Source organism: Paraburkholderia sp. LEh10 (assembly GCF_017814945.1).
Lineage (GTDB): Bacteria > Pseudomonadota > Gammaproteobacteria > Burkholderiales > Burkholderiaceae > Paraburkholderia.
Window position 1 is genome coordinate 1 of sequence record NZ_JAGIPX010000076.1, and the last position, 26,245, is coordinate 26,245.

Annotated in this window: 21 protein-coding genes and 1 pseudogene; 17 read left to right on the forward strand and 5 right to left on the reverse strand. The window is 61.9% G+C overall.

Features of this window, described 5'->3' with window-relative positions; genetic code table 11:
• The first annotated feature begins 425 nt into the window (after positions 1-425).
• The 7 genes and pseudogenes from J8I87_RS37120 (at position 426) to J8I87_RS37140 (ending at position 6,271) form a co-directional block, all read left to right on the forward strand.
• The gene (locus J8I87_RS37120; protein WP_209937335.1) at positions 426-1,556 is read left to right on the forward strand and encodes a DUF535 family protein; all 1,131 of its coding nucleotides are present in this window, start codon (positions 426-428) and stop codon (positions 1,554-1,556) included.
• A gap of 352 nt (positions 1,557-1,908) precedes the next feature.
• A complete protein-coding gene (locus J8I87_RS37125; protein WP_409518869.1) occupies positions 1,909-3,477 on the forward strand; it encodes a flavin monoamine oxidase family protein in 1,569 nt (522 codons plus the stop codon).
• Positions 3,470-3,889: a cytochrome c gene (locus tag J8I87_RS37130; RefSeq protein ID WP_209937337.1), complete on the forward strand. Its 420-nt coding sequence runs from the start codon at positions 3,470-3,472 to the stop codon at positions 3,887-3,889. The genes J8I87_RS37125 and J8I87_RS37130 overlap by 8 nt, the downstream gene beginning before the upstream one ends.
• Before the next feature lie 126 nt (positions 3,890-4,015).
• Positions 4,016-4,208 (forward strand): annotated as a pseudogene (locus J8I87_RS45240) (GlxA family transcriptional regulator); the annotation flags it as partial.
• A complete protein-coding gene (locus J8I87_RS45245) occupies positions 4,178-4,360 on the forward strand; it encodes a M24 family metallopeptidase (RefSeq protein WP_313068070.1) in 183 nt (60 codons plus the stop codon). The pseudogene J8I87_RS45240 and the gene J8I87_RS45245, both read left to right, overlap by 31 nt.
• 81 nt (positions 4,361-4,441) lie before the next feature.
• Positions 4,442-4,591, forward strand: a complete 150-nt coding sequence (locus J8I87_RS45250; protein WP_245254429.1) for a hypothetical protein — start codon at positions 4,442-4,444, stop codon at positions 4,589-4,591.
• Positions 4,592-4,924: 333 nt separating this feature from the next.
• Positions 4,925-6,271: an FUSC family protein gene (locus J8I87_RS37140; protein ID WP_313068069.1), complete on the forward strand. Its 1,347-nt coding sequence runs from the start codon at positions 4,925-4,927 to the stop codon at positions 6,269-6,271.
• A gap of 232 nt (positions 6,272-6,503) precedes the next feature.
• Here J8I87_RS37140 and J8I87_RS37145 read toward each other — a convergent pair whose 3' ends face one another.
• Both J8I87_RS37145 and J8I87_RS37150 read right to left on the reverse strand, forming a co-directional pair.
• Positions 6,504-6,713 (reverse strand): hypothetical protein, encoded by a 210-nt coding sequence (locus J8I87_RS37145; protein WP_209937338.1) that lies wholly within the window; start codon positions 6,711-6,713, stop codon positions 6,504-6,506.
• Between the two features lie 408 nt (positions 6,714-7,121).
• Positions 7,122-7,346: a hypothetical protein gene (locus tag J8I87_RS37150; RefSeq protein WP_209937339.1), complete on the reverse strand. Its 225-nt coding sequence runs from the start codon at positions 7,344-7,346 to the stop codon at positions 7,122-7,124.
• A gap of 651 nt (positions 7,347-7,997) precedes the next feature.
• Between J8I87_RS37150 and J8I87_RS37155 the strand changes: the two genes are divergently transcribed.
• The gene (locus J8I87_RS37155; RefSeq protein ID WP_209937361.1) at positions 7,998-10,127 is read left to right on the forward strand and encodes a serine/threonine protein kinase; all 2,130 of its coding nucleotides are present in this window, start codon (positions 7,998-8,000) and stop codon (positions 10,125-10,127) included.
• A gap of 72 nt (positions 10,128-10,199) precedes the next feature.
• Here the strand turns inward: J8I87_RS37155 and J8I87_RS37160 are convergent, their stop codons facing one another.
• A complete protein-coding gene (locus J8I87_RS37160) occupies positions 10,200-12,092 on the reverse strand; it encodes an SUMF1/EgtB/PvdO family nonheme iron enzyme (protein WP_209937340.1) in 1,893 nt (630 codons plus the stop codon).
• 304 nt (positions 12,093-12,396) lie between these two features.
• Here J8I87_RS37160 and J8I87_RS37165 point away from each other — a divergent pair, with 304 nt between their 5' ends.
• The 9 genes from J8I87_RS37165 to J8I87_RS37205 all read left to right on the forward strand — a co-directional run bounded on the left by J8I87_RS37165 (position 12,397) and on the right by J8I87_RS37205 (position 25,103).
• A complete protein-coding gene (locus tag J8I87_RS37165; protein WP_209937341.1) occupies positions 12,397-12,822 on the forward strand; it encodes a DUF4399 domain-containing protein in 426 nt (141 codons plus the stop codon).
• 61 nt (positions 12,823-12,883) lie between these two features.
• A complete protein-coding gene (locus J8I87_RS37170) occupies positions 12,884-13,315 on the forward strand; it encodes a DUF4399 domain-containing protein (RefSeq protein WP_209937343.1) in 432 nt (143 codons plus the stop codon).
• Positions 13,316-13,602: 287 nt separating this feature from the next.
• The gene (locus J8I87_RS37175) at positions 13,603-13,851 is read left to right on the forward strand and encodes a hypothetical protein (RefSeq protein ID WP_209937344.1); all 249 of its coding nucleotides are present in this window, start codon (positions 13,603-13,605) and stop codon (positions 13,849-13,851) included.
• 346 nt (positions 13,852-14,197) lie between these two features.
• A complete protein-coding gene (locus tag J8I87_RS37180) occupies positions 14,198-15,607 on the forward strand; it encodes an efflux transporter outer membrane subunit (RefSeq protein ID WP_313068071.1) in 1,410 nt (469 codons plus the stop codon).
• A gap of 292 nt (positions 15,608-15,899) precedes the next feature.
• On the forward strand, positions 15,900-18,464 hold the full coding sequence (locus tag J8I87_RS37185; RefSeq protein ID WP_209937346.1) for an FHA domain-containing protein: 2,565 nt from the start codon (positions 15,900-15,902) through the stop codon (positions 18,462-18,464).
• A complete protein-coding gene (locus J8I87_RS37190) occupies positions 18,442-19,815 on the forward strand; it encodes an HlyD family efflux transporter periplasmic adaptor subunit (RefSeq protein ID WP_209937347.1) in 1,374 nt (457 codons plus the stop codon). The genes J8I87_RS37185 and J8I87_RS37190 overlap by 23 nt, the downstream gene beginning before the upstream one ends.
• A gap of 95 nt (positions 19,816-19,910) precedes the next feature.
• Entirely contained in the window at positions 19,911-20,663 is a 753-nt protein-coding gene (locus J8I87_RS37195) for a peptidylprolyl isomerase (RefSeq protein ID WP_209937348.1), read from the forward strand.
• A 34-nt stretch (positions 20,664-20,697) separates the two neighbouring features.
• Entirely contained in the window at positions 20,698-23,754 is a 3,057-nt protein-coding gene (locus J8I87_RS37200) for an ABC transporter transmembrane domain-containing protein (protein WP_209937350.1), read from the forward strand.
• Positions 23,754-25,103, forward strand: coding sequence for a sigma-54-dependent transcriptional regulator (locus tag J8I87_RS37205; protein WP_245254431.1), 1,350 nt, complete (start codon positions 23,754-23,756; stop codon positions 25,101-25,103). The genes J8I87_RS37200 and J8I87_RS37205 overlap by 1 nt, the downstream gene beginning before the upstream one ends.
• Before the next feature lie 19 nt (positions 25,104-25,122).
• Here J8I87_RS37205 and J8I87_RS37210 read toward each other — a convergent pair whose 3' ends face one another.
• Positions 25,123-25,893 carry a protein phosphatase 2C domain-containing protein gene (locus J8I87_RS37210; RefSeq protein ID WP_209937352.1) on the reverse strand — a complete coding sequence of 257 codons (771 nt, stop codon included), beginning with the start codon at positions 25,891-25,893 and terminating at the stop codon, positions 25,123-25,125.
• Positions 25,894-25,898: 5 nt separating this feature from the next.
• A complete protein-coding gene (locus J8I87_RS37215) occupies positions 25,899-26,183 on the reverse strand; it encodes a hypothetical protein (RefSeq protein ID WP_209937353.1) in 285 nt (94 codons plus the stop codon).
• Positions 26,184-26,245: the final 62 nt, after the last annotated feature.

Consider the following 26,245-nt stretch of genomic DNA (forward strand, 5'->3'; position numbering starts at 1 on the left):
TAATCGTCAGGCTCCTTACCCCATGCACCAACCCCGCCCTCAAAAGCGGGGTTGCTGCGTTTACGGCGCCGGAAAGACATGGACCCGGTTTCAGGGCTGACGCGATCGTGTCGCCCGGACATTGAAGCGCTAGGCGTCTAACGAAATCTGCTGTAGCATCGCGTTACGTTTAGAAATATTGTGTAATCCGGCGGGTTCAGTCAAATAATTGTAAGAATGCTCGCATGAGATGTTCGAGGGAGACTCGTACATGCCGTGCGTGAAGGCGTTTATCGAAAATTAGCAGGCGGGGTTCTGTTTCGCCGCAGTCGATTAGGATCACGAAGTGACGCGCGGGGCGGTTCGGTTTGCAAATGCCGGGTCGACATTCGTGGCGCATCGAGTTGTGAATCGAAACGCCGTCAGCTGACCTGAAGAAAATTCCTGTGAAGCCAGAAGAAAGTGCCCCAGGGTACATTGTCCGGAATGTCCTTAAGATAAATTCGCTGGCGGCGACTGTCGTATTTGCCGCGGCTGCCTCCGTGCTTGCACCGTTCGTGAAAATGGAAACAGATCGCGGCCCAATGATGTCAATTTCTGAAGTCCGTCACCTGCTGTCCAGGTCTATTCCCGGGCGAACCCCCCATGACCTCTTCCGGCAGGTCCGCGTGCTGATGTACGCACTGCTGAACCCGTTTGCAGCCCGCATCTGGCTGAAGGCACTGACGACGAACTCTCTGCTTGCGGATATTGCTGCCCGCAACCGGCGCTTTCTCGAGCGCCCCTTTCATTGCTTCGCCCAAGCCGATATGCCTGCATATGCGCGTGCCGAGCTACTGTGCAGTCACTTTCACGTCGTTCGGGAGCTGTTTGGTGAAGGTCTTGTCCGCAGGCTCTATCTGAATTCGGAATACGTGACGTTGGCATCGAGTGGGAGCTATGCGCTCGTGGTGAGCGAGCCGGTACGCTGCTGGCGCGAAGGGTTGCTTACCGTCGCCTGGCGCGACGTGTTCGCACAGGTCGACCTTGCATGGGCGACCATCAGTTTTGAAAGGCATCCCGAATCGGGGAAACGGGGTGTGCTGATCGGGGGCCTGCAAGGGCCCGCCGGCGCGGACCGGGAGCGGGTGCGCGAGGCTACCCGCGCATGCCATGGCTTGCGGCCGAAGGCGGCCGTGATGGAAGCCGTTGGTGAATTCTGCAGGATGGCAAGGGTAGAAGCGCTCACTGGCGTGACGAAGAAGACGCACGTTTCCGCCGCAACGGCGGTTCAGTTCAGCGCAGACTATGACGGCTTCTGGCGTGAACTCGGTGGCGTTGAGGTCGATGGGCGGTTCGTGCTGCCGTTACGCCCATATCACCGCGACATCAGCGAGGTTCCATCAAACCGGCGTGCCGCATTTCGCAGGCGGCAGTCGCTGATTGCGGATTTGCTGGCGCAGATCGATCGGGCAGTCGACGAGGGTCCGATGGCAGATATGAAGCCGCCTCATCTGAGTCACGCGAAGGCCTGCGACCATCTGCCGGAACTTGCGGCTGCTCTCGCAGGTAATTGTTGTGACGCGGAACCTGCGTGACGCTGGTAACGGACAGTCGCACTTGTTGACGAGAAACCGTTCATCGTTGTAATTCGTCTCAAGCCCGATTTCATTGGGGTAGGCAGCCTCCTGACGTTCGCGCCACAACAGGGGGCGCGACGACCAACGTCGTGTGCTCATCACCGGTGTTTGTGGTGTTCGGCTCACGACGCTCGACGGTTGATCGCATAAAATAAGCGAGTCCGTTGCAGTACACCCAAACGCAATTCCCAAGCATACAAATGCTGATGACTCGGGCCTTTGCAAACCGGGATGCCATCTGATTTCATTCGCCATCGTTTCTCTCCAGTCGGGGCACCACGTCCTTATGTCGAGAATGACCGCAAATGTAATGAGCCGCCGGCACCTGCTGACGCTAATCGGCAGGAACCTCGGCGCGGCCGCCATGATGCAAGGCATGGGCACACTTGGCTTTGCAGCTTCTTCGACCTACGCCGGACCGGCAAGACTCGATGGCGCGCCCAAAGGAACGCGAATTCTCGTGCTCGGTGCGGGCATGGCTGGCCTTGTCGCGGCCTTTGAATTGAGGAACGCGGGCTACCACGTGCAGGTGCTGGAGTACAACGGCCGCGCAGGTGGTCGGTGCTGGACTGTCAGGGGCGGTGATCGTTATACAGAACTCGGCGGTGCAACCCAGTACTGCGATTTCGCTGACGGGCTTTATCTGAACCCAGGGCCGTGGCGCATTCCGTATCACCACCTAGGCGTACTCGACTACGCAAAACGTCTGAAGGTGCCGCTCGAGCCGTTCATCCAGGTCAATTACAACGCATACCTGCATTCGACAGAGGCTTTCAGTGGCAAGCCGCAACGATTCCGGGCGGTGCAGACCGACTATCAAGGCTATATCGCCGAACTGCTTTCAAAAGCAGTCTGCAAGGACGCACTCGATGATGCGTTGTCAGTCGACGATGCGCATCTGCTGCTCGAATCACTGCGCCAATGGGGGGCGCTCGATCGGGATGGTCGCTATCAGGCGGGCCGGCGAAGCAGTGAACGCCGCGGATTCGCGACCGCGCATGGCGGTGGGCTGATGCCCACGGCCGTGCCGTCGGATCTGCTGCCGCGCGACCCTTTGCTTGCATCGCGTTTGTGGCAATGGCTCTCGTCCGGAAACGAGCAGGACTATCAGAGCACTATTTTCCAACCCGTCGGCGGCATGGACAGGATTGCCCATGCGCTTCACTCGCAGGTCGCGAGCGCCGTTGTGTTCAACGCGAGAGTCACGGCCATCTTGCAGGACGAGCAAGGCGTCACCGTGCGCTACACGGATACGACCACCCGGACCGAACGCAACGCGCACGCGGATTGGCTGGTGTGCACGATTCCGCTCTCGATTCTGAGTCAGATCGACATTGCGGTCGGCCCGGCCATGCGCGCTGCGATCGATGCCGTGCCCTACGAGACATCCGTGAAAATCGGATTGCAATTCGGCCGGCGATTCTGGGAAGAAGACGAGCAGATCTACGGCGGCATTACGCATACTGACCTGCCGATCTCGACGATCGGCTATCCGGCAACAGGGTACGGATCGACGGGTCCTGCCGTGCTGCTCGGCGCCTACATGTGGGGGCCCGCGAGCTACGAAATGGGTGCGCTGCCCCCTGCGGACCGGATCGCGGTCGCGTTGAGCCAGGGCAGCCAGATTCATCCGCAGTACGCGCGTGAGTACCAGAACGGCTTCGCGATGAGCTGGAGCCGATCACCGTTCACGAATGGCTGCTTCGCCGCATGGACGGACGCGCTGAGAGAAGCGCATTACGCGAATCTCTGTGAGATCGACGGACGGATCGTCCTTGCCGGAGAGCACGCTTCCCATATCCCTGCATGGCAGGAAGGCGCCGTGCTGTCGTCACTGGATGCGATCACCCGGTTGCATCGGAGAATCGTCAATGGATAAGCCGACGCTGATTGTCAGCGTGATGCTGATGGGCTTGCTGATGGGAGCCGAGACGGTGTCGGCTCAGGCCGTGGCGCAGGACGCACCACGCACCTTCACGATTTCGCCGGGCTACCGCTTCACCGAAAAAAGCGGCGAAGCGCTTTACAACGCTACCTGTGCGGGATGCCATATGCCGGATGGAAAAGGCGCACAGGGCGCGGGTCACTACCCCGCGCTCGCTGACAATCCGGCAGTCGAAGCAGCACCCTACGTCATCGTCAACGTACTGCATGGCCGAAAGGCGATGCCATCGTTTGGCGATGCGATGAATGACGATCAGGTCGCTGCTGTCGTCAACTACACGAGAACCCATTTCGGCAATCGGTTTGCCGGAAGTGTCACGCCGAGTCAGGTTAGAAGTCTGCGCTGAGTACACGTCGCATGGCTTTGATGCACGGCCTCTTTTCCGCACCCGGGTCCTTCGCCTCATGAGATTTGTGGCCTGATGTACTCGGGTCAATTTCGGCGCGGCGACGGCGAACTTCAGTTTCGACGGTTCCATTACTGGGACTTTGTCGAGCGCTTCCCGGGGTGTCGACGAACGTAATCTTGTCGCGGACCGGCTGTTTGTTATCGACCGCCGCCGCATCACCTGCTCGGGCGGGCGCGCTTCGATCGATGTGGCCGCAGCTATTCTGCTCGTTTACTGCTCTCCGACATCTCCCGCACGTGGCTTGTCGGTGATGGTCGCCCGTCGGATGAGCAGCGAAAGTTGTACGAGCATGCGTACGCCCAGGTCCACTTCAATACGGAGCTTTTGCGACCGGGGATGACGTTCCGCGAGTTCCCGGAAAAGGCATGGAAGGTTCCAGACCACTTCATCAAGAACAGATACTGCTGACTTGCTCACGGCATCGGGACGGTTGACGAGTATCCGTCTATTGCGCACCAGGTGGACTGGGAACGCTCAGGCTACGATGGCATGTTTGAAGTCGGCATGACCGTGTGCGTCGAGAGTTACATCGGTGCGGAAGGCGGAACTCAGGGCGTCAAGCTCGAGCAACAGGCCGTGCTCGCGGAGAATGGCTGTGTCTCTCTCACCGATAGCAGCTTCGAGACGGACTGGCTGTGACGTTCATCGTGCAATCGGCCCCTGACTACATATCACACACGGAGACATTCACGTCAGGTCATCGAGGCGTCGTGCAGGTCGGCGCCGGAAAAGTCGAAGTGCGTAGCAGGTGCATGCGCTGCTCATGGCAGCGCATGCAATTGGGCCGTGCGGAAATTGTCTGCGTAGCTGCCTTCTGGCATTAGGGCCGCGGCAATGCGCCGGTTGAGCCACGCGCGGCATGTGTGATCGACCAGGCAGATTCTGGAAAAACGCGGGACACTGTTGGTCGTGTTATTGCGAGCCTGGCCGGCTGCCGGTCAACAGACCCAACTCCCCACGCGATTTTTTCCGATGAATGTCCCTTCGCTGCGCGACTGGATTTTTTCGTTCAAGACCTTCCTTGCAGGAATGCTCGCGCTTTACATCGCGTTCTACTTCGACCTTCCGAGGCCGTACTGGGCGCTGGCATCCGTCTATATCGTGTCGAACCCGTTTGTCGGCGCCACAAGGTCGAAGGCGCTGTATCGCGTGATCGGCACGGTGCTTGGCGCGCTCGCTTCCGTCGCCCTCGTGCCGCCTTTCGCGGAGACGCCTTATCTGTTGAGCGCGTTGATAGCGTTATGGACGGGCGTGTTCGTCTACATTTCGATCTCGACGCGAGCCGCGCGCAACTACGTTTTCCTGCTCGCCAGTTATTCGCTGTCCGTCATTGCGCTACCGGCGTTGTCAAACCCGTTGAGTATCTTCGATGTGGCAGTGGCGCGAACGGAGGAAATCACGCTTGGCATCGTTTGCGCAAGCATCGTGGGCAGTGTGTTTTTTCCGAGCCGGCTCGCCCCGACGCTGATCGAGCGAACCGACTCATGGTTCCGCGAGGCCGTTCTTTACGCGAAAGAGTCGCTGGCGGGGCGGGTGGCGGGCGTGGTTGTATCAGCAAGCCGCCAGAAGATGGCATCGAGTGTCCGCGGCTTCGAATTCCTGTTGAGTCAGTTGGCCTACGATCATGTCAGCCCCGCGATTCTCGCTCGCAGCGACGAGCTGCAAGGCCGGATGCAAGTGATACTGCCCATTACGTCGGCACTCGCGGACATACTCGCGGCCGCGCGGAAATCGAACCTTGGCGTTCCTGCGGGCTTCGACGAACTGCTGCGCGATATCGGGCGCTGGATGGATGCGCCGCTCAGCGAAGACCCCGAGCGGCAGGCGCCGCTATTGCGCACGCGTATTGCGCAACTCGACCCCGCCCGCGACGAACTGACGACCTGGCAGGCGGCGTTGTTATCCAGCGCGCTCTCGCGCTTGCGGCAACTGGTTGATCTGTGGGTCGATTGCCTTAGTTTGCGTCATATCATCGTTCACGAAAAAGGGAACTGGCGGCCTCGGTTTCGTCATTGGCGGATTGGCTCGCGGCATGCTTTTCTCGACCGTGGTCTTGCCTTGTTCTCCGCAGGCTCTGCGGCGCTGGTTATCTTCGTTTCCTCGTGCCTATGGATCGCATCGGGCTGGCAGGACGGTGCGGCGGCCGTGGCGTGGTGCCCTGATGGCGGAGCGATCGTCGCACGACTCGCAGCGAGACAGTGTCGTGAACAATGCACGCGATCGTTGCGCGTCGTGTGCGGCTGCCGGCGCCGCAGCCTCAGAGTCCTTTCTCACTGGCTCGACAACTTCGATTTCTGGTTCAACTTCGTCACGCCTTGAGGGGTTGCCATGTGCGCAATCTGCAACTTCAAGATCGGGTTCGGCACCGGTCATAGAGCATGCTCACCGACGCGGGACCGGATGTCTCGCACGCGTCATCCCGTGATGCGTCTGCTTCTTTTCATTCGATCGGCGCGCATGATCGACAGCACAACGCCCCCCGATGCCCTGACAGCACAGAGGGGCTTATTTCTCGCGAGTACGTTTCGCGCAACAGCGATCCGCACCGCGTTCAAATAATCATGGGTCCTTTGATACGCCCTTCGAAGATCGCGGTGTTGATGTCGAAGTCGTCTACGGTGCCGGAATGCGTGCCGTCGACAGTCACGACAGTGCTTCTTCCACCAACGATGCTTTTCATCCGTTCAGCTGTCAGCACGGTTTCCTTCCGATCGAGGTCGGTAGGCGCGGGCAGGTCTTTGATGACGACAGTGGCTTTCATGGCAATTCTCCCGATGCGGTTAAACGAGCACGATTCAGCGCTCGCTATTTATTCCGCAACGGATATGCCGATTCAGCCGCGTTATGAGCGGTAGCAAACATTGCCCGTTGAAAAGGCCGCTACGCAAGGGAATAAGCGGTGCGGCCCAGATGTACGCGTACGCGTCGCAGCTTCACTCACGCAATTGTGTTGGCGCTGGCCATACGGCTGCGCGCGAACGGTTGGCGGAAAGAAACAGACGCCTTCGATGAAACGCGATCCCGAACGCGGACGCGACACAAGAGAACGAGCACAAGCACGAGCACAAGCACCAACACGACGCACCAACACGACGCACAAGCACGTACCACCCAACGGGCGGGTGGTACGCGAAGCACGCTCAACAGTGAAAGCCCGCTAAACGGGCCGCTATTTGCGCAGGAGGCTTTGCGGCGGTATGCGCTCGTCGACGGGCTGACGAGCGGCCGTCGGGAATCCCACGGGATAGTCGACGACGCGCGTGGCAGCCGGCAACGCCTGCGCGGTGACGCCGAAGAAGCGGCCACCCGTTCGTGCACCGCCGACAATCGCAGTCATTGCCGCGCGATCGAGTTCGACGCTTTCGGAAAGATCCTTGATGACGAGCTTGGACATGGCTGTTCCAGAAAAAAGTCGCGTGGCGCCGTTGCGGCCGATTTTGCGCTTCGATCGAAGACGGCAACGCGTATGGCTCGAACACAAGTATAGGTAATTCAGGCCTGCTGCGATGTGCGCTGGGCAGCATTGCGGACGCCATGCGCGCGCGCACCCGTTCATCGGAAGATGAGTAGGTGAATGCGAAGTCGTCGTCATTGTTGCTGAGCGTGTTTTACAAGCTGCCGGGCGTTGACCGTCTTGCTGTTGTCGGCGTCGAATTTCCTGCTCGCGAAGGACGAGGCTGACACATGGCCGCCACGGACAGCGTTGTGCGGCAACGGACAGATCTTCGCTCGTCATGCATCAGGTGTGGCAGTCACGCGAGCGTCATGCGAACGCGCGGCGAAGCCTTTACGCACAGGGCTTCGCGGCATGCACCGCCAGCGCCGAAGCGGCGCGCGCGCGGCTGGGCCCGCCACAGCGCCGACGCCGGCCAGCCAACTGAACACGACCGGCTGTTGGATGCCTCGCGACACATGATGCCCGGCAGCCGAGGGGCCAATCCTGGTTTGCGAAAGGCATAGGTGCGCGCTACTATCGAACGAGCACATGTAATTGGTTACGACAGGCAATTTCTTCGGCCAACGGGAGCTGCAGCGCTTTGAACACATGGCTAGCCTTGCGCACGTGATTCGGGACTTTCAGAGCGGCGCGCTCACGCAGGAAGCGTTCGTCGCTCAACTCGACAGCACGCTGACGACGGAAGGTCTCGGTTCGGCTCGTCTGCTCGAAATACTCGGCGAAGCGCATATCAGGAAGCCGCTGCCTCCTGACCTTTACGCATTGGTGCGTCGCCGGATCGAGCAGATGCCCGTTTCCAACCTTGCCGCGGCGGGCGGCGAGGAAACGCGCATGCAAACGGTTCCCGAGCGCCTGATGACGCCGCCGCCCGCGAAGACCAGCGATGCATCCGGCGGCGCGTCCGGCCTCGATCAGGTGAAGGGCACGGGCGATACGTTGAACAACCGCTTCGTGCTCGAAGAGTGCCTGGGTGTCGGCGGCATGGGCACGGTGTACAAGGCGCTCGATCTGCGCAAGCTCGAAGCGTCCGACCGCAAGCCCTATCTCGCGATCAAGGTTCTCAACACGCAGTTCCGCGGCAATCCGAAGTCGCTGATCGCGTTGCAGCGCGAAGCGCGCAAGGCGCAGGTGCTCGCTCACCGCAACATCGTCACCGTCTACGACTTCGATCGCGACGGCGCCATTGTCTATCTGACGATGGAGTATTTGTCCGGCAAGCCGCTCAGCCAGATTCTGCGCACGCAGGATTTCAAGGGCATGCCCGTGCAGTCCGCGCTGCCGATCGTGCGCGGCATGTCGAATGCGCTCGCGTACGCGCACGAGCGCGGCTTCGTACATTGCGATTTCAAACCCGCCAATGTGTTTCTCACGGATATGGGCGAAGTCAAGGTGATCGACTTCGGCATTGCGCGCGTGTTTCAGCGCCCCGAGGAGGAGAGCGATGCAACAGTGTTCGATCCGGGCAGTCTTGGCGCATTGACGCCCGCTTACGCGAGCCCGGAAATGCTCGAGCATCTGGAGCCCGACCCACGCGACGACATCTACGCGCTCGGCTGCATTACATATGAGCTTTTGACGGGCCGTCATCCGTTCGATCGCATGTCGGCGACGCAAGCGCGTGCCGCCAATCGCCAGCCGCAGCGGCCGGAGAATCTCAGTTCGCGTCAATGGCGCGCGTTGCGTGCGGCGTTGGCGTTCGACCGCAAGGCGCGCATGCCGTCGGTGGCGCGCTTCGTCGACGAGTTCGGCGCGCAGGAACGTGCGCCGGGTTCGAAGCCGGCGACCCAGGCTGCCGGCCGGAACCGGATGCTGATGAAGTCCGGTGTGGCCGCACTCGCGCTCGCATGTGCGGCGGGCGGCGCGCTGTACTTCTATCGGGCCTCGCAGAATCTCGAGCAGGAGAACGAGGCGCAAGCGGGCGGCGCATCCGAAGGCGGCTCGCCGCCCTCGACGAGCGCCGCGACGCCCGTCATCCCCATTACGCCCGCACCGCCGTCGGCGCCTTCCGTGGCGTCCGCCGCCGCGCCGCCCAGCACACCGGCGCCGCCGACACTCGCGGCCGTCACGTCGGCGCTCGCATCGCTGCCATGCTCCGCGCTCGCGGCTTCCGTTCAGGATCGCGCGGTGCATGTACGCGGATTCGTGCCGCCTCATGGCGAGGCGCTCGTCAACGAGCGCCTGGCGACCTTGCCCGGCGTCGCATCGACGAAAGTCGACGTGCAGCATGTGAGCAACGATAAATGCGATGTGCTCAAGGAACTCGGTCCGTACTGGACGCACAACTGGCAGGCGGGTCACATCGCGAGCCTGACGGCGCGGATGCCGAACGGCGTGCTGACGGAAGGCGATCCCCTCGTCGTCGATGTGAGGACGCCGGGTTATGACTCGTACGTGAACATCGATTATTTCGTGCTCGACGGCAGCGTCGTGCATATGGTGCCGGGGCCGCGCGCGAAGGATAACCAGGCGCCCGCGCACTACTCGGCGACCGTCGGCAGCGGCGGCGACTGGATCATTTCGAAGCCGTTCGGCCAGGAGCTGGTCGTGCTGCTGATCACCCCCGCGCCGCTGTTCGACGCGCCGCGGCCCGAGAGCGAGTCGCGCGCCGACTATCTGCACGCGCTCGATACGCGGCTCAAGCAGATTGCGGGCAAGTACGGTCAGGAGCGCATCGTCGTGGATTTCGCGCAGATCACGAGCAGGGCGCGCGCGCATTGACGCGCACGCCGTATTTCCCGCGCGCTTCGCGCCGTGCGCAAGCGCGGGCTCAGGCCGCTTCCGTCACGCCAGTCACTTCAGCTCTTTCACAACGCGAAAGCCGTCCTGCGACTGGCGCACGCTGGAGCTGTACTTGAAGCGCGTCGAGGTCAGCATGTAGTCGTTGCCTTCGCGCCAGGAGCCGCCGCGAATCACGCGCACGTTGCAGCCTGGCGCGTCCCACGCGCGGCCGTCGTTGGGCGCGCCCTGGTACGAGTTATGCCAACAGTCGGCGACCCATTCCCAGACGCTGCCGTTCATGTCGTGCAGCCCGTTCGGGTTGGCCGCGAAAGAGCCGACAGGCTCCGGCCCTTCCTTGTGATACGGGTCGCCGCAATCCTTGCAGTTCGCCATGCCCTTGCGCATCTGGTCGCCCCACCAGTACTTCGTCGTCGTGCCCGCGCGGTCCGCGTATTCCCATTCGGCTTCCGTCGGCAGCCGATAGGGCTTGCCCGTGATCTTGCTGAGCCACTTCACATACGCCTGTGCGTCATCCCAACTGAGATCGCGCGCGGGCGCGTTCTTCACCGAATTGTTTTCGGGCGACAGCTTCGGGCATCCGTTGACGTCGGCGCACGCGTTCCATTGCTCGACCGTCACCTCGTACTTGCCGATCGCGAACGGCGCTGAAATGGTCACCTGATGCGGCGGCTTCTCGGAAGGATCGTCGGAGCTGCTGCCCATCGTGAACGTGCCCGCCGGCAACGAAATCATCACGGGGCATGCCGGACAGTCCTTGCTCTCGCCGCCGGCCGCCGCGCGCGCGGTTGCGGCGGGTGCCGGTGCGGGCGTCGGCGCGGCTTTGGGCGCCGTTTGCGGCGCGGGCACCGGGGCGGGGGCTGGCGCAGTCACGGCGGGCCGCGACGGGGCTGGTGCGGGTGCCGGCGTGGCATGCGTTGCGGGCGGCGTCGCGGACGCGGAGGCCTTGAGCCGCTCGATGCGCGCCTTCGCGAGCGTCGCGAAGCGGCCATTCGGATACGCCTTCAGATACGCTTCATAGTCGCTTGCGTAGTTGCTGTCCTTGATCGATTCCCAGAACGTCAGCTCGTATTGTTCGTTGCTGTCCTTGGGCAGGATGCCGCGGCTATGCAGATCGACAACGGCATTCGACGAGTCCTCGGCGAAGAGCGTCGACGAACGGGACGCGAAGACAGGTGCCGGCTGCGTCAGCGACGATGCCGTCCAGGGCTGCTGCACGCCGCCCGTTTCCGCCGACACGCGTTGCGCGACGCGCGCGAACATCGCGTCGAGCGGCTGGCCCGGCGAGCGGGCCATTTCGCGCAGCCATGCGTGCGTGAAGATGCCGTGACGCGTGCCGTCGGCCGCTTGCGCGGCTTGTGCCGTCGCGTAGGCGACCAGCGTTTGCGCGGGCAACGCGGTGGCCGCCGCGCCCGGCGCGAATGGTTGCGTCAGACATGCATCCAGAACGACGACGTTGAGCGCATGCGCGCGCGGTGCGGACAGCGTCGCGAGCACGTTCGACAAGTCGACGCTTGCCGTCAGCAAGGTTGCGGGTGCGCGCGGGTCCGCGCTAGCGGAAGCGAGCAATGTCGCGTGTCCCGCCTGCAGGCCATGTCCCGCGAAATAGAACAGCGCGGTGCCGCCTGGCTGCACACGCCGGCCGAGATCGGCGAGCGCGTCGCGCATCTGTTGCGCCGTCGCGTCGATGCGCAACACGACGTCGAAGCCTTGCGCGCGCAACATGTCGGCGACGCTTTGCGCATCGCGCGCCGCGTTGGGCAACGCGCCGGCAGCGTAGCCGCCGTTACCGATCACGAGTGCAACTTTGCGCGCCGTGGTCCCGGGGGCGGCGCTTGCGAAATGGTTCGTGGCGGAAGCGCCCGCGCCGGGAGGCAGCGCTTGTGCATCGGCCCATCGCATCTGGAGTGCTCCGATCATGCATACCAGCAGGAGTTTTCGCCACATTTTTCAGATCCTGGTTGTTCTTGAGGCGCCGGGTAGCGCCTCGCGATCGGACGAACGGGCGCGATCAGAACGGCAACTGTTCGCTGCGCTGCGGTGCGTGGCGCAGCGGGCCGCTTGCCGCGCGAGTGTGTGTGCGCCTTCCCATAGCCTCCTGAAGCTTTGCAATTGCATAGACCATCCTTATCAACGATAGCACGCGCTTGGAACGTCAGAACGTTAACGAGCATGGCGTATCTTTTTGACAAGTTACGTCCTAAGCTAAAGCGGAAGCAAGCAGCACTGACCCTCCCTGGGAGAATGCGCAATGCAAAGAACAATAAGGCTGGCGGCTCTCGGCGCGCTCTTTCTCGCTTCGGCACAAGTGTTGGCGGGACCCACGCCTTCGCCGCCCGGAGCCGAGGAGTACATCATCTGGCCGGCGGATGGCACTGTCATCACGGGCGGCAAGCTCTGGGTGCGAATGGGCTTGCGCAACATGGGCGTGTGCCCTAAAGGCGTCAATGTCCCGAACACGGGACACCACCATTTGCTGATCGATACCGATCTGCCGTCGATGGATCAGGAGATTCCTTCGGACCGGCAGCATCTGCATTTCGGCGCAGGCGAAACGGATGCGCGCATCGAATTGCCGCCCGGCAAGCACACGCTGCAACTGCTGCTCGGCGACCACAACCATGTCCCGCATAATCCGCCCGTCTATTCGAAGAAGATCACCATCATCGTGAAGTGAGCACGCGCGTGCTTTGCGCCGGCGGTTCGGCGCGAAGCGCGCAAGACGGAGAACATCAGCCATGATCAGGATCGTTGCCGCCGCGGCGCTTGCCGCTCTCGCTTCAATGAATATGGCATGGGCCGGGCCGACGCCCGCGCCGAAAGATGCCTATGCGTATATCGGCTACCCGAACAACGGACAGACCGTGCCCGCCAACAAGCCGTTTCGCGTGTGGTTCGGCTTGCGGTACATGGGTGTCGCGCCGAAGGGCGTCAAGTACCCGAATACGGGCCACCATCACCTGTTGATCGACACCGATCTGCCGCCGATGCCGATGGACCAGGAGATTCCTTCCGACCGCCAGCATCTGCATTTCGGCGCGGGGGAAACGGAGACGACGCTCACGCTGCCACCCGGAAAGCACACGATTCAATTGCTGATGGGCGATCAAAACCACGTGCCGCACAATCCGCCCGTCTACTCGAAGAAGATCACCGTGATCGCGAAGTGAACGAACGTGTGTGCTCGCTCGTGCCGACCATGAGCGCGCTGTTTTCGGCGAGCCAACAGTTTTATCGCGAATGTTGGCGGCTTGGCGGCACATGACAGAGGAAGCGAAGCGGGCGGGTTGCGTCCGCGTACGGGCAGGCTGACACGCAACCGAATGCCGGAAGGGCCTTGCAGGTTTTTCGCGGCACTGGCCGTGCGACTGGCACGACCCGTGCATTAGTGAGGTTCGAGCAGACAAGATGCTCGCGTCAAACGAAACACCTTCGCTTCCCTCTTCGGAGAACTGTCATGAGCGCACTGATGATCAACGACCTGCCCGTTGCAGAAGAACTCGGCAGCAACGCGATGAAGGCTGTTCGCGGCGGCTTCACGGACCTCCCGTCGTTCTTCTCGGGCCTTAACCTGGACTTCGACAGCAGCCTGCACGTCACTGCGCCACAAGTGGTCAATCAGGCGATGACGATCTACAACATGAGCGGCGGCAACACGAACATTGTCCCGACGATGTCGGCCAACAATGTGATGTCGGTTCGCTAGGCAGGGCGATACCCGCGGAGGATTCGCCTTCGCGGGGCTCGGGGAAAGCACGGGAGCCTGCTGCAACAGCATCGTCAAAAAGATCGAAAAGCCAATCGTTCTGTCCACACGACCGCCGGGTCACCGCACGAACTCCACGCCGAACGAAATCCGCCGACATCGATAGAGATGCCGCGCCGGACGTGCTTTACTTGAATGGCGCGCTTTGCACGTGCAGTACTGCCGGGAAAGATCGGAGATTATCGTGTCTGCGTTGCCTGATTCGTTTGTCGCCTGCTGCTCGCACTTCGGGTCATCCGCCGTCTGTCACGCGGATGCGCGTCAACAAGCGCCGCGCAAGCGCCGCATCGTCACCGTCGTTCGCGCCTTTGCCACCGCTGCCGCGTGCGCTGCGTTGCTCGCGGGCTGCGTCGATGTTCGCCAGGCCGACTACAAGCGGCCCGATACACCCACCAAGGCGGCGTGGTCCGACAAGACGGGCTCGCTCGTGTCGCCCGCCGACACCATCGTGCCCGACTGGTGGAAGGGCTTCCAGGACCCGTATCTGGACGACCTGATCAACAAGGCGATCGCGGGCAACTTCGACATCAAGGTGCTGGCCGCGCGCATCGACGTAGCCGGCGCGCAAATCGGCGAAGCAAAGGCGGGCGCATTGCCCACCGCCGATCTCGGCGCAGGCGCGAATTTCCAGAAAGTGACGGGACAGCCGTTTTCGAAGCAGTACAACCTCGCCGCCCAGGTGAACTGGGACATCGATATCTGGGGCAAGGTCGAAAAAGGCGTGCAGGCGCAAAAGGCCGAATTCCACGCGACGGAGGCCGACTGGCGCGCGGGCTATCTGGAGCTGGTATCGAACGTGGCGATCACGTACTTCCAGATTCTCCAGTTCGACGACCAGATCGACACGCAGCAAAAAATGGTCGACGAGAACCGCAAGATACTCGGGATCTATGAAGGCATGAACCGCAACGGTCTGATCCCGAAGACGCAGGTGATGCGTCAACAGGCGGAAGTCAATCGTCTAACGAAGGATCTGCTCGATCTGCGCCGCTCGCGCAATCTGGCGAACAACGCGCTGTGCACGCTGATCGGCGTTCCCGCAGGCGAGTTCACGGTGCCTGTCGGCCACCTGCAGCAGCGCGTGCAATTGCCGCCCGTGCCGGGCGGACTGCCTTCTCAACTGCTGTCGCGCCGGCCCGATATCGTCGCAGCCGAATTGCGCGTGCTCGAAGGGTACGACTTCGTCGGCGAAGCAAAGCTCGCGCAACTGCCGACTGTCAGCCTGACGGCTCACGGCGGCACGGCGAGCTTCGCGCTGTCGGAACTGCTCAAGTCGTTCACATTCGGCTTGATGCCGAGCATCAACATTCCGCTGCTCGACCCAGGCGTGCGGGCTCACGTGAAAACGACCGAGGCGCAAATGGCCGTCGCCGAACAGCAGTACCGGCAAACCGTGATGGCCGCATTTGAGGAAGTCGAGAACGCACTCGTCAATCTTGATTCGCACAAGCAGCAGCGCGTCGAATTGCAACAGGAAGTGCAGCGCCTGACAGTCGTGAACGAGCAGATCCAGTCGCAATTGCGCGAAGGCGTGGTGTCGCAACTCGAAGTCTTCGAGACGGTGCGCACGCTGCTGCAGGCGCAACTCGATCTGCTGACGAATCACCAGCTAATACTGTCCGACACGGTGCAGCTTTACAAGGCGCTCGGCGGCGGCTGGCCGGCAGTCGATGTGCAGACGCAAGTGAAGCAATAAAGGTGTGGGAAGGGCGTGCCACGAAGACCCGTAGCGCGCGACGCCAGAAGTACTCTCTCGTCGAAGGCGAACGCTGGCACGTTTCTTAAAGCCGCTGCATCGAGTGCTTTCCATTGAACCGACCGCAATAGCCAGGCCAACAATTGACTAACACCATGCGTGACTTACAATTCCAGATTAGCCGCCCATCGGGTGAAGACGGCGGCTGCGTCGAATGCGCTGGCCGCCGAGTCTGTAGAAAGCTCTGTTCTGACGTTTCGCGTCAGATGTCCCCGCTTAGTGATGCAAAGAGATGAATCCCGGCGAAGCTCCGATTGCTGAGATGCGGGCGGCTCTGGACAAGGAGTTCGATGTCCTGCTGCTGCCCGTCTCGCATCCGTCCCTGGGTCCGATCCGCATCGTCGACGACCTGTTCGCGATCGGCCGCAGCGAGGCGCCGTTCGACGACTATCCGCGCGATCTGATCGCGAGACTTTCGCGGCGTCATGCGCGCATCTTTAGGGAGCACGGCGCCGTCTATGTCGCGGATCTCGACAGCAAGAACGGCACGGCGGTAAACGGCAACGCCGTGCGGCAGACGCCGTCGCGCGTGCGCGCCGGCGACGAACTATGCTTCGGCGGCGAGTTGACCTATCGCGTCGCCATCGAACCGCGTCCGTTCAGTGCCGTATCCGCACGCGCCGTACAGCACGTGAACGTCACGCTCAAGCCGGAGCGAACCGATCTCGGGCTGGAGCCGATCGACATCGCCGCATTTCCGTTTCTCGTCAGCAAGACGGACGAGCTGTTCGCGCGCTATAAGGACCGCTATCCGCATCAGGTCAATTACATTTCGCGGCGCCACGCGCACGTCTTTCTCAAGGGCGGCGAGCCCTGGATAGAAGATCTCGGCAGCACGAACGGCACCTTCGTCAATCACAAGCGGCTCGGCGAATCGGCTGTGGCGCTGCAAAACGGCGATGTCGTCGGCTTTGGCGGCGATCATTTCGTCTATCGGATCGTGCTGACGAAGACGTTCGAGATCGAGCCCACCTTGACGCAGCTGACGCCGCCTGCCGCAGCGCTGGGCGTGCCCGCTTCGGCTGCTGCTCCCGCTGCGCCCGTTGCATCGAATGCCGCGCCCGCGCCCGCGGAAGATCCTGACAAGACGACCTTCGTCGGCGCGGCGCATTCGTTTCTCGACATCTTCTGTGTCGACCGCGCGTTGCAGCGCGAAGACGAGGTCAATGAGAACGCTCCGCCGTTGACGCCGGAAGACGCGACGCAAACGCAGTCGCGCCGTCCGCGCCGCCGCTGGCAACTGTTGATGACCGAACTGGCGCGCACGTTCGCAGGCGGCGACCGCACGACGCTGCGGCGCATCGGCTGGGGCAGTCTGGTGGCGCTCGTTGTGATTGCGGGCTTTGGCGTCATGCTTTATTTGCGCGGCGCGTCCGAGCGCGAAGTGAAGAACCTGCTCGCGGCGGGCGAGTACGAAGAAGCCGTGGACGTGGCCAAGACATCGATGCAGCGTCATCCGATGAGCGACGCGATCAAGGGCCTCGCCAGCGAAGCGTTGATGAAGGCACGCGTGCCGGGCTGGCTCGCCGCATTGAACGCAAGGCAGTTCGACCGCGCGGCCTCTATCGTCGATGGCATGCGCGCGTCGAGCGACGGCAATCCCGATGCGATCGCGCTGATCGACCAGTTGAAATGGGTCGGCGATCTGGAGCGTTTCGTCGTTGGACGCGGCGGCCCTGACGCGCCGATTCGCATCTATCAGGACGAAGCCCACATCGGCAACCTGCTCAAGCGCTGGGACGACGACGCAAAAGGTCATCAGCGCATACTGGACCGCATAGCATCGTATGTGCCGGAATTCACCGAGCCGTATGCACTCGCGCTGAGTCATTTGCGCAAGCTGCAAAGCGACGATTCGGTGTATCTCGCGGCGATCGACCGGCTCAATTCAACTATCGCGGCCGAGCTCGGGCGCGACAAGCCCGACGCGCTGCCCGCCGTGCTCGACGATTACACGCAGCGTTATCCGCGCCTTGCCGGGCTCGATACATTGCGCGGCGACTTGCGTCAGTACACGAATATCTTCAAGGAAATGACGGCGCGCAATTTGTCGCCACTCCTTGCGTTGATGAAGAAAGCGCGCTTCGACACGCCGCCGTTTCAGGCGCAGTACAAACAGTTGATAGCGGGCCGCCTGCCGTCTGCTGAAATCATGGCAAAGCATGATGCCGTGAGCGCCGCGTGGCAGAACGGCGATAGCCAGCAGGCGCTGGCCGGCTTGCAGGCGATGCCGGCGGGACCGTGGTCGGACGTGCTCGCTGCCGAGCTTGCGCACAAGAAGGCGCTGGTCGACCAGTTCGCCGACCTGCAGAAAAACCGCGGCGCAAGCGATCGCGACGACAAACTCCTGTCTTTCTACGCCAGCCTCGACCCGGTCGAAGATGCGTACTACGTGCGTGCCGTGCAGGGCGATGTCAGTGCGCTGCGCGACCGGGCGCTGGCGCGCGCGCAGGACATGATCAATCGCGCGCAGTCGTTGTGGCGGCAGTATCGCGGCAACGGCTCGATCGGTGGCACGCAGCGTCTGGAAGCGGGCATCTCGGACGGCTTTCGCAATCAGGCGCGACTGCTGGCGGGCGCGTACGCGTCGGCGCAACAGGGCATGCGCGTCTATACGCAATTGAAAGCGCCGCATCCCGACGGCTCGGACCAGTTGCTGGAGGACATCGACGCGGAGACGCAATTGCAGCGCCGCTCGCTGCAGGAGTTGCGGATGGTGCTCGAGCCGGGCTTGCTGAAATCCAAGCTCGCATTGATTGGAGGCACGGACGAAAGTGAAGCGCGACAATCACCCTAAGCCGCTTTACGAAGCGCTGGAAGATCACAGCGCCGAGGGCATCGCGATCCTCACGGCGGAGCCGTTGCGCATTGCGCAGGGGCTCGTGCTGACGCTGGTCGCGCTCGTCGTGGCCGGCCTGTTGTGGTCGTTCATCGGACGCGCTGACGTGATCGTCACGGCGCAGGGCACACTCGCGCCGGAGTCGGATGTGCGGCGCATCTACGCGCCCATTGACGGCGAGCTGACGGACCTCTACATCGCCGAGGGGCAACCCGTGTCGAAAGGCGACGTGCTCGCGCGGCTGAATGCGCGCGGCGCCATCGAAGCCGCGACCAATGCGTTGCAGGCGCAGCTGAAACTCGAAGATGCGGAGCGCGAATGGAAGGAGTTTCCGCAGAAGAAGGAACTGATGGAGCGCAAGGCGGCCGCGCTGAAGGATCAGCTCGAAGTCGAAGAGCGCCTGCACGAGAACCGCATTTCGGAAGGCACGACCAAGCTCGCGGAAGGCCAGAAAGCGCAGCTCGAAGAAGCCCGCAGCACGCTCGACAATGCGCGCCGCACGCGCGACGCCGCGCGCCAGGAAGCGGACAAGTATGCGCGTCTGTTCGCGCAGCCGGGCGGCGGCGGCGTTGCCGAACTGCAGGTGGAGGCAAAGCGCAACACGTATCTGGAAGCGGAAAACGCGTACCGTGTCGCGCAATCGCGGCTTGCCGAACTTGATTTCAAGCTCAGTCACGAATACGCGGAAGCGAATGCGCAACTCGAAACGAGCGGCCGGCAGGCGACGAGCCTGCAACTGCAATACGACGATCTGATTCGCGACATCACCAGCACGGAAGAAAAGCTGCGTCTGCAATTGCAGACGGCTCGCCTCGTGGCCGACGCCGCCGCGCGCATCCGCTTCGAGAACATCGACAAGGACAATTTCCTGCTGATACTCGCGCCGACTTCGGGCGTCATCACGGATGTCACGTCGACGCAAACGGGCGACAAGATCCAGGCGAACGCGCCGCTCGGCGGCATTGCGCCGAAGGATGCGCGCCCCGTGCTGAAGATCGAGATTGCCGAGCGCGACCGCGCGTTCCTGCACGAAGGCATGCCCGTCAAGCTGAAATTCAACGCGTTTCCGTATCAGCGTTATGGGCTCATCAACGGCACGCTTGCGTATATCTCGCCGGCGACCAAGCCGTCGGCGCAGGACAAGCAGCCTGTCTACGAAGGCCGCGTGCAGCTCGAAAAGAATTACTACCAGGTCGCGGAAAACCGCTACCCGTTGCGTTATGGCATGACGGCGAGCGCCGAAATCGTCGTGCGTGAACGGCGGATGATCGACCTGGGGCTGGACCCGTTCAGGCAACTGGCCGGTTAAACGGCCCGTCGACTGAACGCGATGGATGAAAGCGTAACCGGGAGTACAACCGCCAGCCCGCCTGTTCTCGGGCCACCACTAGAGGAGCGGACGAGATGACCGCGATCGTACGAATCGATGAAGAAGTCGTGGATGTCGGCGAATTCATACGCCTGCTGAAACTCACGGGCCAGTTCGAAGGCCTGATCGAGCAGATGGTGCGTGACAAGCTCACCGTGCACGCCGCGAAGAAGGCGGGTGTCATCGTGAGCGCCGACGATATCCAGGAGCGCGCCGATCAGTTCCGGCGCGTGCGCGGGCTGCATCGCGCAGCCGACATGAACCAGTATCTCGACGCGCTCAAGGTCAGCCTCGACGAGTTCGAGGCGTTCGTCACCGACAGCCTCTATCAGGAAAAGATGCTCGAGAGGGTCGGCAGCGACGGTGAGATCGAAGAGTACTTCTCGATGAATTCGCCGAAGTTCGATGCGCTCGAAGTGAGCCACATCCTGCTCGACGACGAAGGCAAAGCGAAGGAAATGATCTCGTATCTGCGCGACGATCCCGACGCATTCGCCGACATGGCCCGCGAACATTCGATCGCCGATACGAAAGACTCGGGCGGTGTGATCGGAAAAGTGCTGCGCGGCTCGCTGAAACCCGATATCGAAGCGAAGATCTTCAATGCGGCAGTCGGCGATCTGCTCGGGCCGTTCGCTTCGCCGGACCGCTCATGCTTCGAGATCTTCGCCGTGACGGCGAAGTATCCGGCGCAACTCGACGCCGATGTCGCGTCGGAAATCAAACGGCTGTTGCGCGAACAGTGGCTGATGACGCGCGCGCAGGAACACCTCATCGAAGCGCTCTGACTGACACGCGCGATTGCCGGGGACCGCAACCACCATGGATGCACCGCAAACCACGCCTTCCATTGCCGACTTCCTGTCGACGGTCGAGATACTGTCGCCGTTTACGCGCGAAGAACTCGAACGTCTGGTGGAGCACGTGCAGTCGCGCTTCTATTCGTTCGGCGAAACGGTGTGCAACGTGGGCGATCCCGCCGATGGCCTGTATGTGATCAAGTCCGGCTCGGTGCGCATCTTCACGGAAGAGCACGGCAAAGAGATCAGCATGGGCGTGCGCAAGACGGGCGAAGTATTCGCCGACATTGCAATGCTGCGCGCTTACGTGCATGAGTCGTCGGTGCGTTCTTCTGGCAAGACCGAGTTGCTGTTCATTCCGCGCGCCGCGATCGAGCCGATCATCACCGGGAATCAGGCGGCGCTCGCGTTCGTCGCGAGCTATGTCGCGATCAATTCGGCGGGCGGCTTCGTCGCGCAGCTATTCGACCTGCGCGGCAAGCTGAACAAGGAAGAACTCGAAGAATACGTGCGCAGCGTGGGCGTCAAGCGTGTGAGCGCGGGCAAGGAAATCCTCAAGCAGGACGGGCGCGACGACCGGCGCCTGTACGTGGTGCGGCAGGGCGAAGTGCGCATCGTGCGCCATGAGGACGGCACCGACTATACGCTCGCGACGCTGCGCGAAGGCGAGATCTTCGGCGAGAAGGCGTGCCTGATGCGGCAGGAGCAGGCGGCGTCGGCGATCGCGACCACCGACACGCGGCTGCTCGTCATTCCAGAGCGTACCGTGCATTTCATGCTCGAGCGCAATCCGAAGCTGCGCGAGGTGCTCGACGATCGCATCAAGTACGCCGATCGCGAACTGGACCGGCAAAAGCGCATCGAGCAGCGCCGCAAGCAGCCGCTCAGACTCGATCTGCACTCGAAGCCCGAATTCGGCGAACGTGTGATCCGCCGCTTCGGGCTTATCGAGCAGGCCGAGGAGATGGACTGCGGCGCCGCGTGTCTCGCGATGATCTGCAAGAACTACGGCATCCCGATGACACTCGGCAAGCTGCGCGAGCTCGCGAACGTGACGACGCAGGGCGCGACGCTCGACAGTCTCGCGCGCGCGGGGGAAGCGCTGGGCTTCTCGGCGCGCGGCGTGCAATGCACATTCGATTCGCTGCGCGGCTTCGATCTGCCTTTCATCGTGCACTGGGAGGGCTACCACTACATCATCGTGTACGGCGTGTCGAAGGATCACGTATGGCTCGCCGACCCCGCTCTGGGTTTTCGCAAGCTGAACCTCGAAGACTTCGAGCGCGGCTGGAGCGGCACCTGTCTGCTGTTCACGCCGGGTCCGAATCTCGTTCAGCTATCGGCGGCGCGCTCGCCGTGGCTGCGCTTCGTCGCCTATCTGACGCCGTATAAAAAGATCCTGATGCATCTGTGCCTCGCGACGTTCGTGATCCAGGTGCTCGGCGTGATTCCGCCATTGATCATTCAGAACATCCTGGATGGTGTGATCGTGCATCAGAACATCAGCCTGCTGCATCTGCTGATACTCGGCCTGATCATTTCGAATGTGTTCTCGCAGCTGATGACGATGATCCGCGCGTACCTGTCGAACTTCATGGTACGCAACATGGACTTCGCGATGATGTCGCAGTTCTTCAAGCACACGATGTCGCTGCCGTTCTCGTTCTTCGCCAAGCGCAAGACAGGCGATATTTTCGCGCGCTTCCAGGAGAACCAGACCATACGCGCATTCCTGACGGAATCGACGGTCACGACGGCGCTCAACCTGCTGATGGTGTTCATCTACTTCGCGATCATGTTCTTCTACAACGCGAAGATGACGTTCGTGCTGATCGCTTTCGTGATTCCCATCATGGCGCTCACGCTGATCGCGACGCCGAAGATCAAGAACTACGCGCGCGAAACCTTTTCCGCCGCGACGGATTCGAAGTCGTTCCTGATGGAGGCGTTGTCGGGCGTCGAGACGGTGAAGGGCATGGGCATCGAGCGTCCCGTGCGCCTGCGCTGGGAAAAGAAGTATGCGAAGGCGCTCGAAGTGCAATACCGCGCTCACGCGTTCAATATTCTGATCAGCTTTATCAGCCAGTTGCTGAACGCGGCGACCACCATTGCGATTCTCTGGGTCGGCGCGAACCTCGTGCTCGCGCGCGAAATGACGATTGGCCAGTTGATCGCATTCAATGCGTTCATGGGCAGCGTGCTGACGCCGCTGATGGGTCTGGTCAGCTTGTGGAGCATGCTCAACGATGCGGGCGTCGCGATGGAGCGTCTTGGCGACGTGCTCGACATCGAGCCCGAGCAGAAGCCGGAAGACCTGCCGTCGCGCGTGATGCTGCCGGACCTGCAGGGCGACATCAGCCTGAACGGCGTGTATTTCCGCTATGGGGAAAACGACAGCTCGTATGTGCTCGAAAACATCAGCTTCGACATCAAGCCGGGCGAACTGGTGGCGATCGTCGGTCGCAGCGGCTCGGGCAAGACGACGCTTGCGAAACTGCTGGTCGGCTTCTATCAGCCGAGCGAAGGCAAGATGAGCGTCGACGGCTACGACATGAACGTGATCGACAAGGGCTTTTACCGCGCGCAGATCGGCTATGTGATGCAAAGCAACCTGTTGTTCTCCGGCACGATCGCGGAGAACATCGCGAGCGGCGACGATACGCCCGATCGCCGCCGCATCGAGGAAGTGGCGAAGATGGCCGACGCGCATGCATTCATCAGCAAGCTGCCGCTCGGCTATGAACAGATCGTGGGCGAGCGGGGCATGGGCCTTTCGGGCGGACAGATTCAGCGTCTGTGCATTGCACGCGCGCTCTATCACGATCCGCGCCTGCTCGTGTTCGACGAGGCAACGTCGGCGCTCGATACGCAGTCGGAAAGCAATATCCTCAGCAACATGAACGACATTCTGAAAGGACGCACGGCCGTCATCATCGCGCACCGTCTCAGCACGATCATGCGGGCGGACAAGATTCTCGTGCTCTATGAAGGCGCGATCGTCGAGCAGGGGCGTCACGAGGAACTCGTCAACCGGAAGGGCATGTATTACCAGCTCGTCCAGAAACAGTTGAGCGCGTGATGAAGATACTCGACCAGCAACCGGAAGACAGCGGCTCCGCCATCTCCTACGCGGGGTTGATCGAGAAGATCGAGATCCTGCGCTCGACGCTGCGCTGGTCGTCGCGGCTCGAACGCGCGGATATCGAAAAGCTCCTGAAACAGGCGAGCACGCTGCGCGACGAAGTGATGCAGATGTCGCACAAGGAGCGCTTCGTGCAGGCCGCCGTCGTCGAGCCGTTGCGCGGCGACCAGTCGCGCGGTGCGCGACGGCAGGCGTTGCTTGCGCGCAGCTTCATCTTCGAAGGCACGTTCGGCGATAACCCGAAGCTGCTGGAAGCGCTCGAAATCGCGGAGAAAGCCGCGCCGACAGATCTGCCCGTATTGATCGACGGTGAAAGCGGGACCGGCAAGGAACTGATGGCGAAGGTCATTCATGCGAACGGCAGCCGCTCGGACAAGCCATACATTTCGGTGAACTGCGGCGCGATTCCGGACAACCTGCTCGAATCGGAACTGTTCGGGCATCGGAAGGGCGCGTTCACGGGCGCGACGAACGACCGCAAGGGCAAGTTCGAAAGCGCACACACGGGCACGATCTTTCTCGATGAGATCGGCGAATTGCCGTTGACGGGCCAGGTGAAGCTGCTGCGCGTGCTCGAAGCGCATGAAATACAGCGCGTCGGTTCCGACGAGCCGATTGGCGTCGATACGCGCATCGTCGCCGCGACCAATCGCAATTTGCGCAAGCTGAGCGAGCAGGGCACGTTCCGCGAGGATCTCTTCTATCGGCTCAGCGTCATTCATGTGACGTTGCCGCCGCTGCGCGAAAGGCGCGATGAGATACCGCTGCTGATCCAGTACTTCGGCGACGAGGCGGCGGGCGCGCTGAAGCGCCGTCCTGTGAGAATCACCCCTAAATTGAGGGACTTTTTGCTGACGTATGCGTATCCCGGCAATATCCGCGAACTGCGCAACGTGATGTATCGCATCTCGTGCCTCGCCGGCGATATCGCGGACGTCGATCATCTGCCTTCGGATATGCGGCCGACGTCGCCCGTTTCCTCGTCGATATTCGGCGTCGCGAGCGAGGCTGCCAACGGCTCGACGAGCGTGACCAACATGCTGTCGCTCAGCGATGCAAAGCGGGCCGCGAGCGACGAGGCCGAGAAGGCGTTCTTGCAGCGCGGTCTGCAGGAAGTGGGCGGCACGGTCGCCGAACTCGCGCGGCGCGTCGACATGAACCGTTCGCATCTTCAGATGCTCCTGAAGAAGCACGGGCTTCATTCGAAGGATTTTCGCCGCCAGCATGCGCAGGACAATGCGCGCAAGAGCGACGCCGAAACCAGCGACGAAGCCGACATGCGCTAGCGCGCCAATTCAGAACGGTTCAAGGCGACGGGTTCAGCAGCGTCTTGTCGGATGCGTGCGGGTCTTCCGCCTGCACGACGACGGCCGTGATGTTGTCGCGTCCGCCGCGCGCGAGCGCGATCTCGACGAGTTCGTCGGGTGCGTGCAGACAATCGAAATTGGCGAGCGTCTGATGGATTTCTTCGTCTGTCACTTCGTTGCTCAATCCGTCGCTGCATAGCAGGAACACATCTCCGTCCGCGACTTCGATCGCATCTTCGTCCAGATCGAGAAGATCGGTTGCGCCGACCGCGCGCGTGATGATGTGATGCGCGGGATGATTGCGCGCTTCTTCTTCCGTCAGATAGCCGGACTGCCGAAGCTCTTCCACCTGGCTGTGATCACGCGTCAACTGGCGTAACTGGCCTTGACGCAGCAGATAGATGCGGCTGTCGCCCGCCCACAGATAGCCGCAGAAGCGGTCGCAAGCGAGCAGCACGACGACCGTCGTGCCGATGCGCTGCACCTGTCTGCGCACGGCTTCTTCGCGCAATTGACGGTTTGCCTGTTGGAGACGCTCGCGCGCGTCGGCGATGCAATGCTTGATGCCGGCGGAATCAGGCAACTGGCCGAGCATTTCGACGACGAGCTTGCTCGCGACATCGCCGACATCGTGTCCGCCCATGCCGTCGGCCACGGCCCAGCGTCCGCGTTGAGGTTGATCGAGGCAGGCATCTTCGTTGATTTCGCGCACGCGTCCCGTGTCGGAGCGCGCGGCCGACGCCCACCGGAATTGGCTGTTGCAGGTCACGGCATCTAAGCCCGATTTACGCTGGTTGCGTCAGGAGACACGTTGATGTTCGAGTTGTTGCCTGTGTTGCGAACGTCAACCGTCTGGAACTGGTTGATCATCTGGTTAGCATAGAAGTTGTTCGTGATGTCGTACAGGTTCACGACAGGTCCCACGCTCGGCGTGGCGGCCACATACGGGGTGATCCAGCCGAACACCCACGGCGCGCCGCCGCCGCCGCTGATAGCGGACATTGCTTTGCGATCGAGCGCGAGGTTGTGCGGAAGGTCCTTGATGGTGAGGGATGCCATGACGTGTCTCCTGGTTGGGCGTCGTTCGCGAGGCCGCAGGCAAATAGAGGATGCGCACTAAC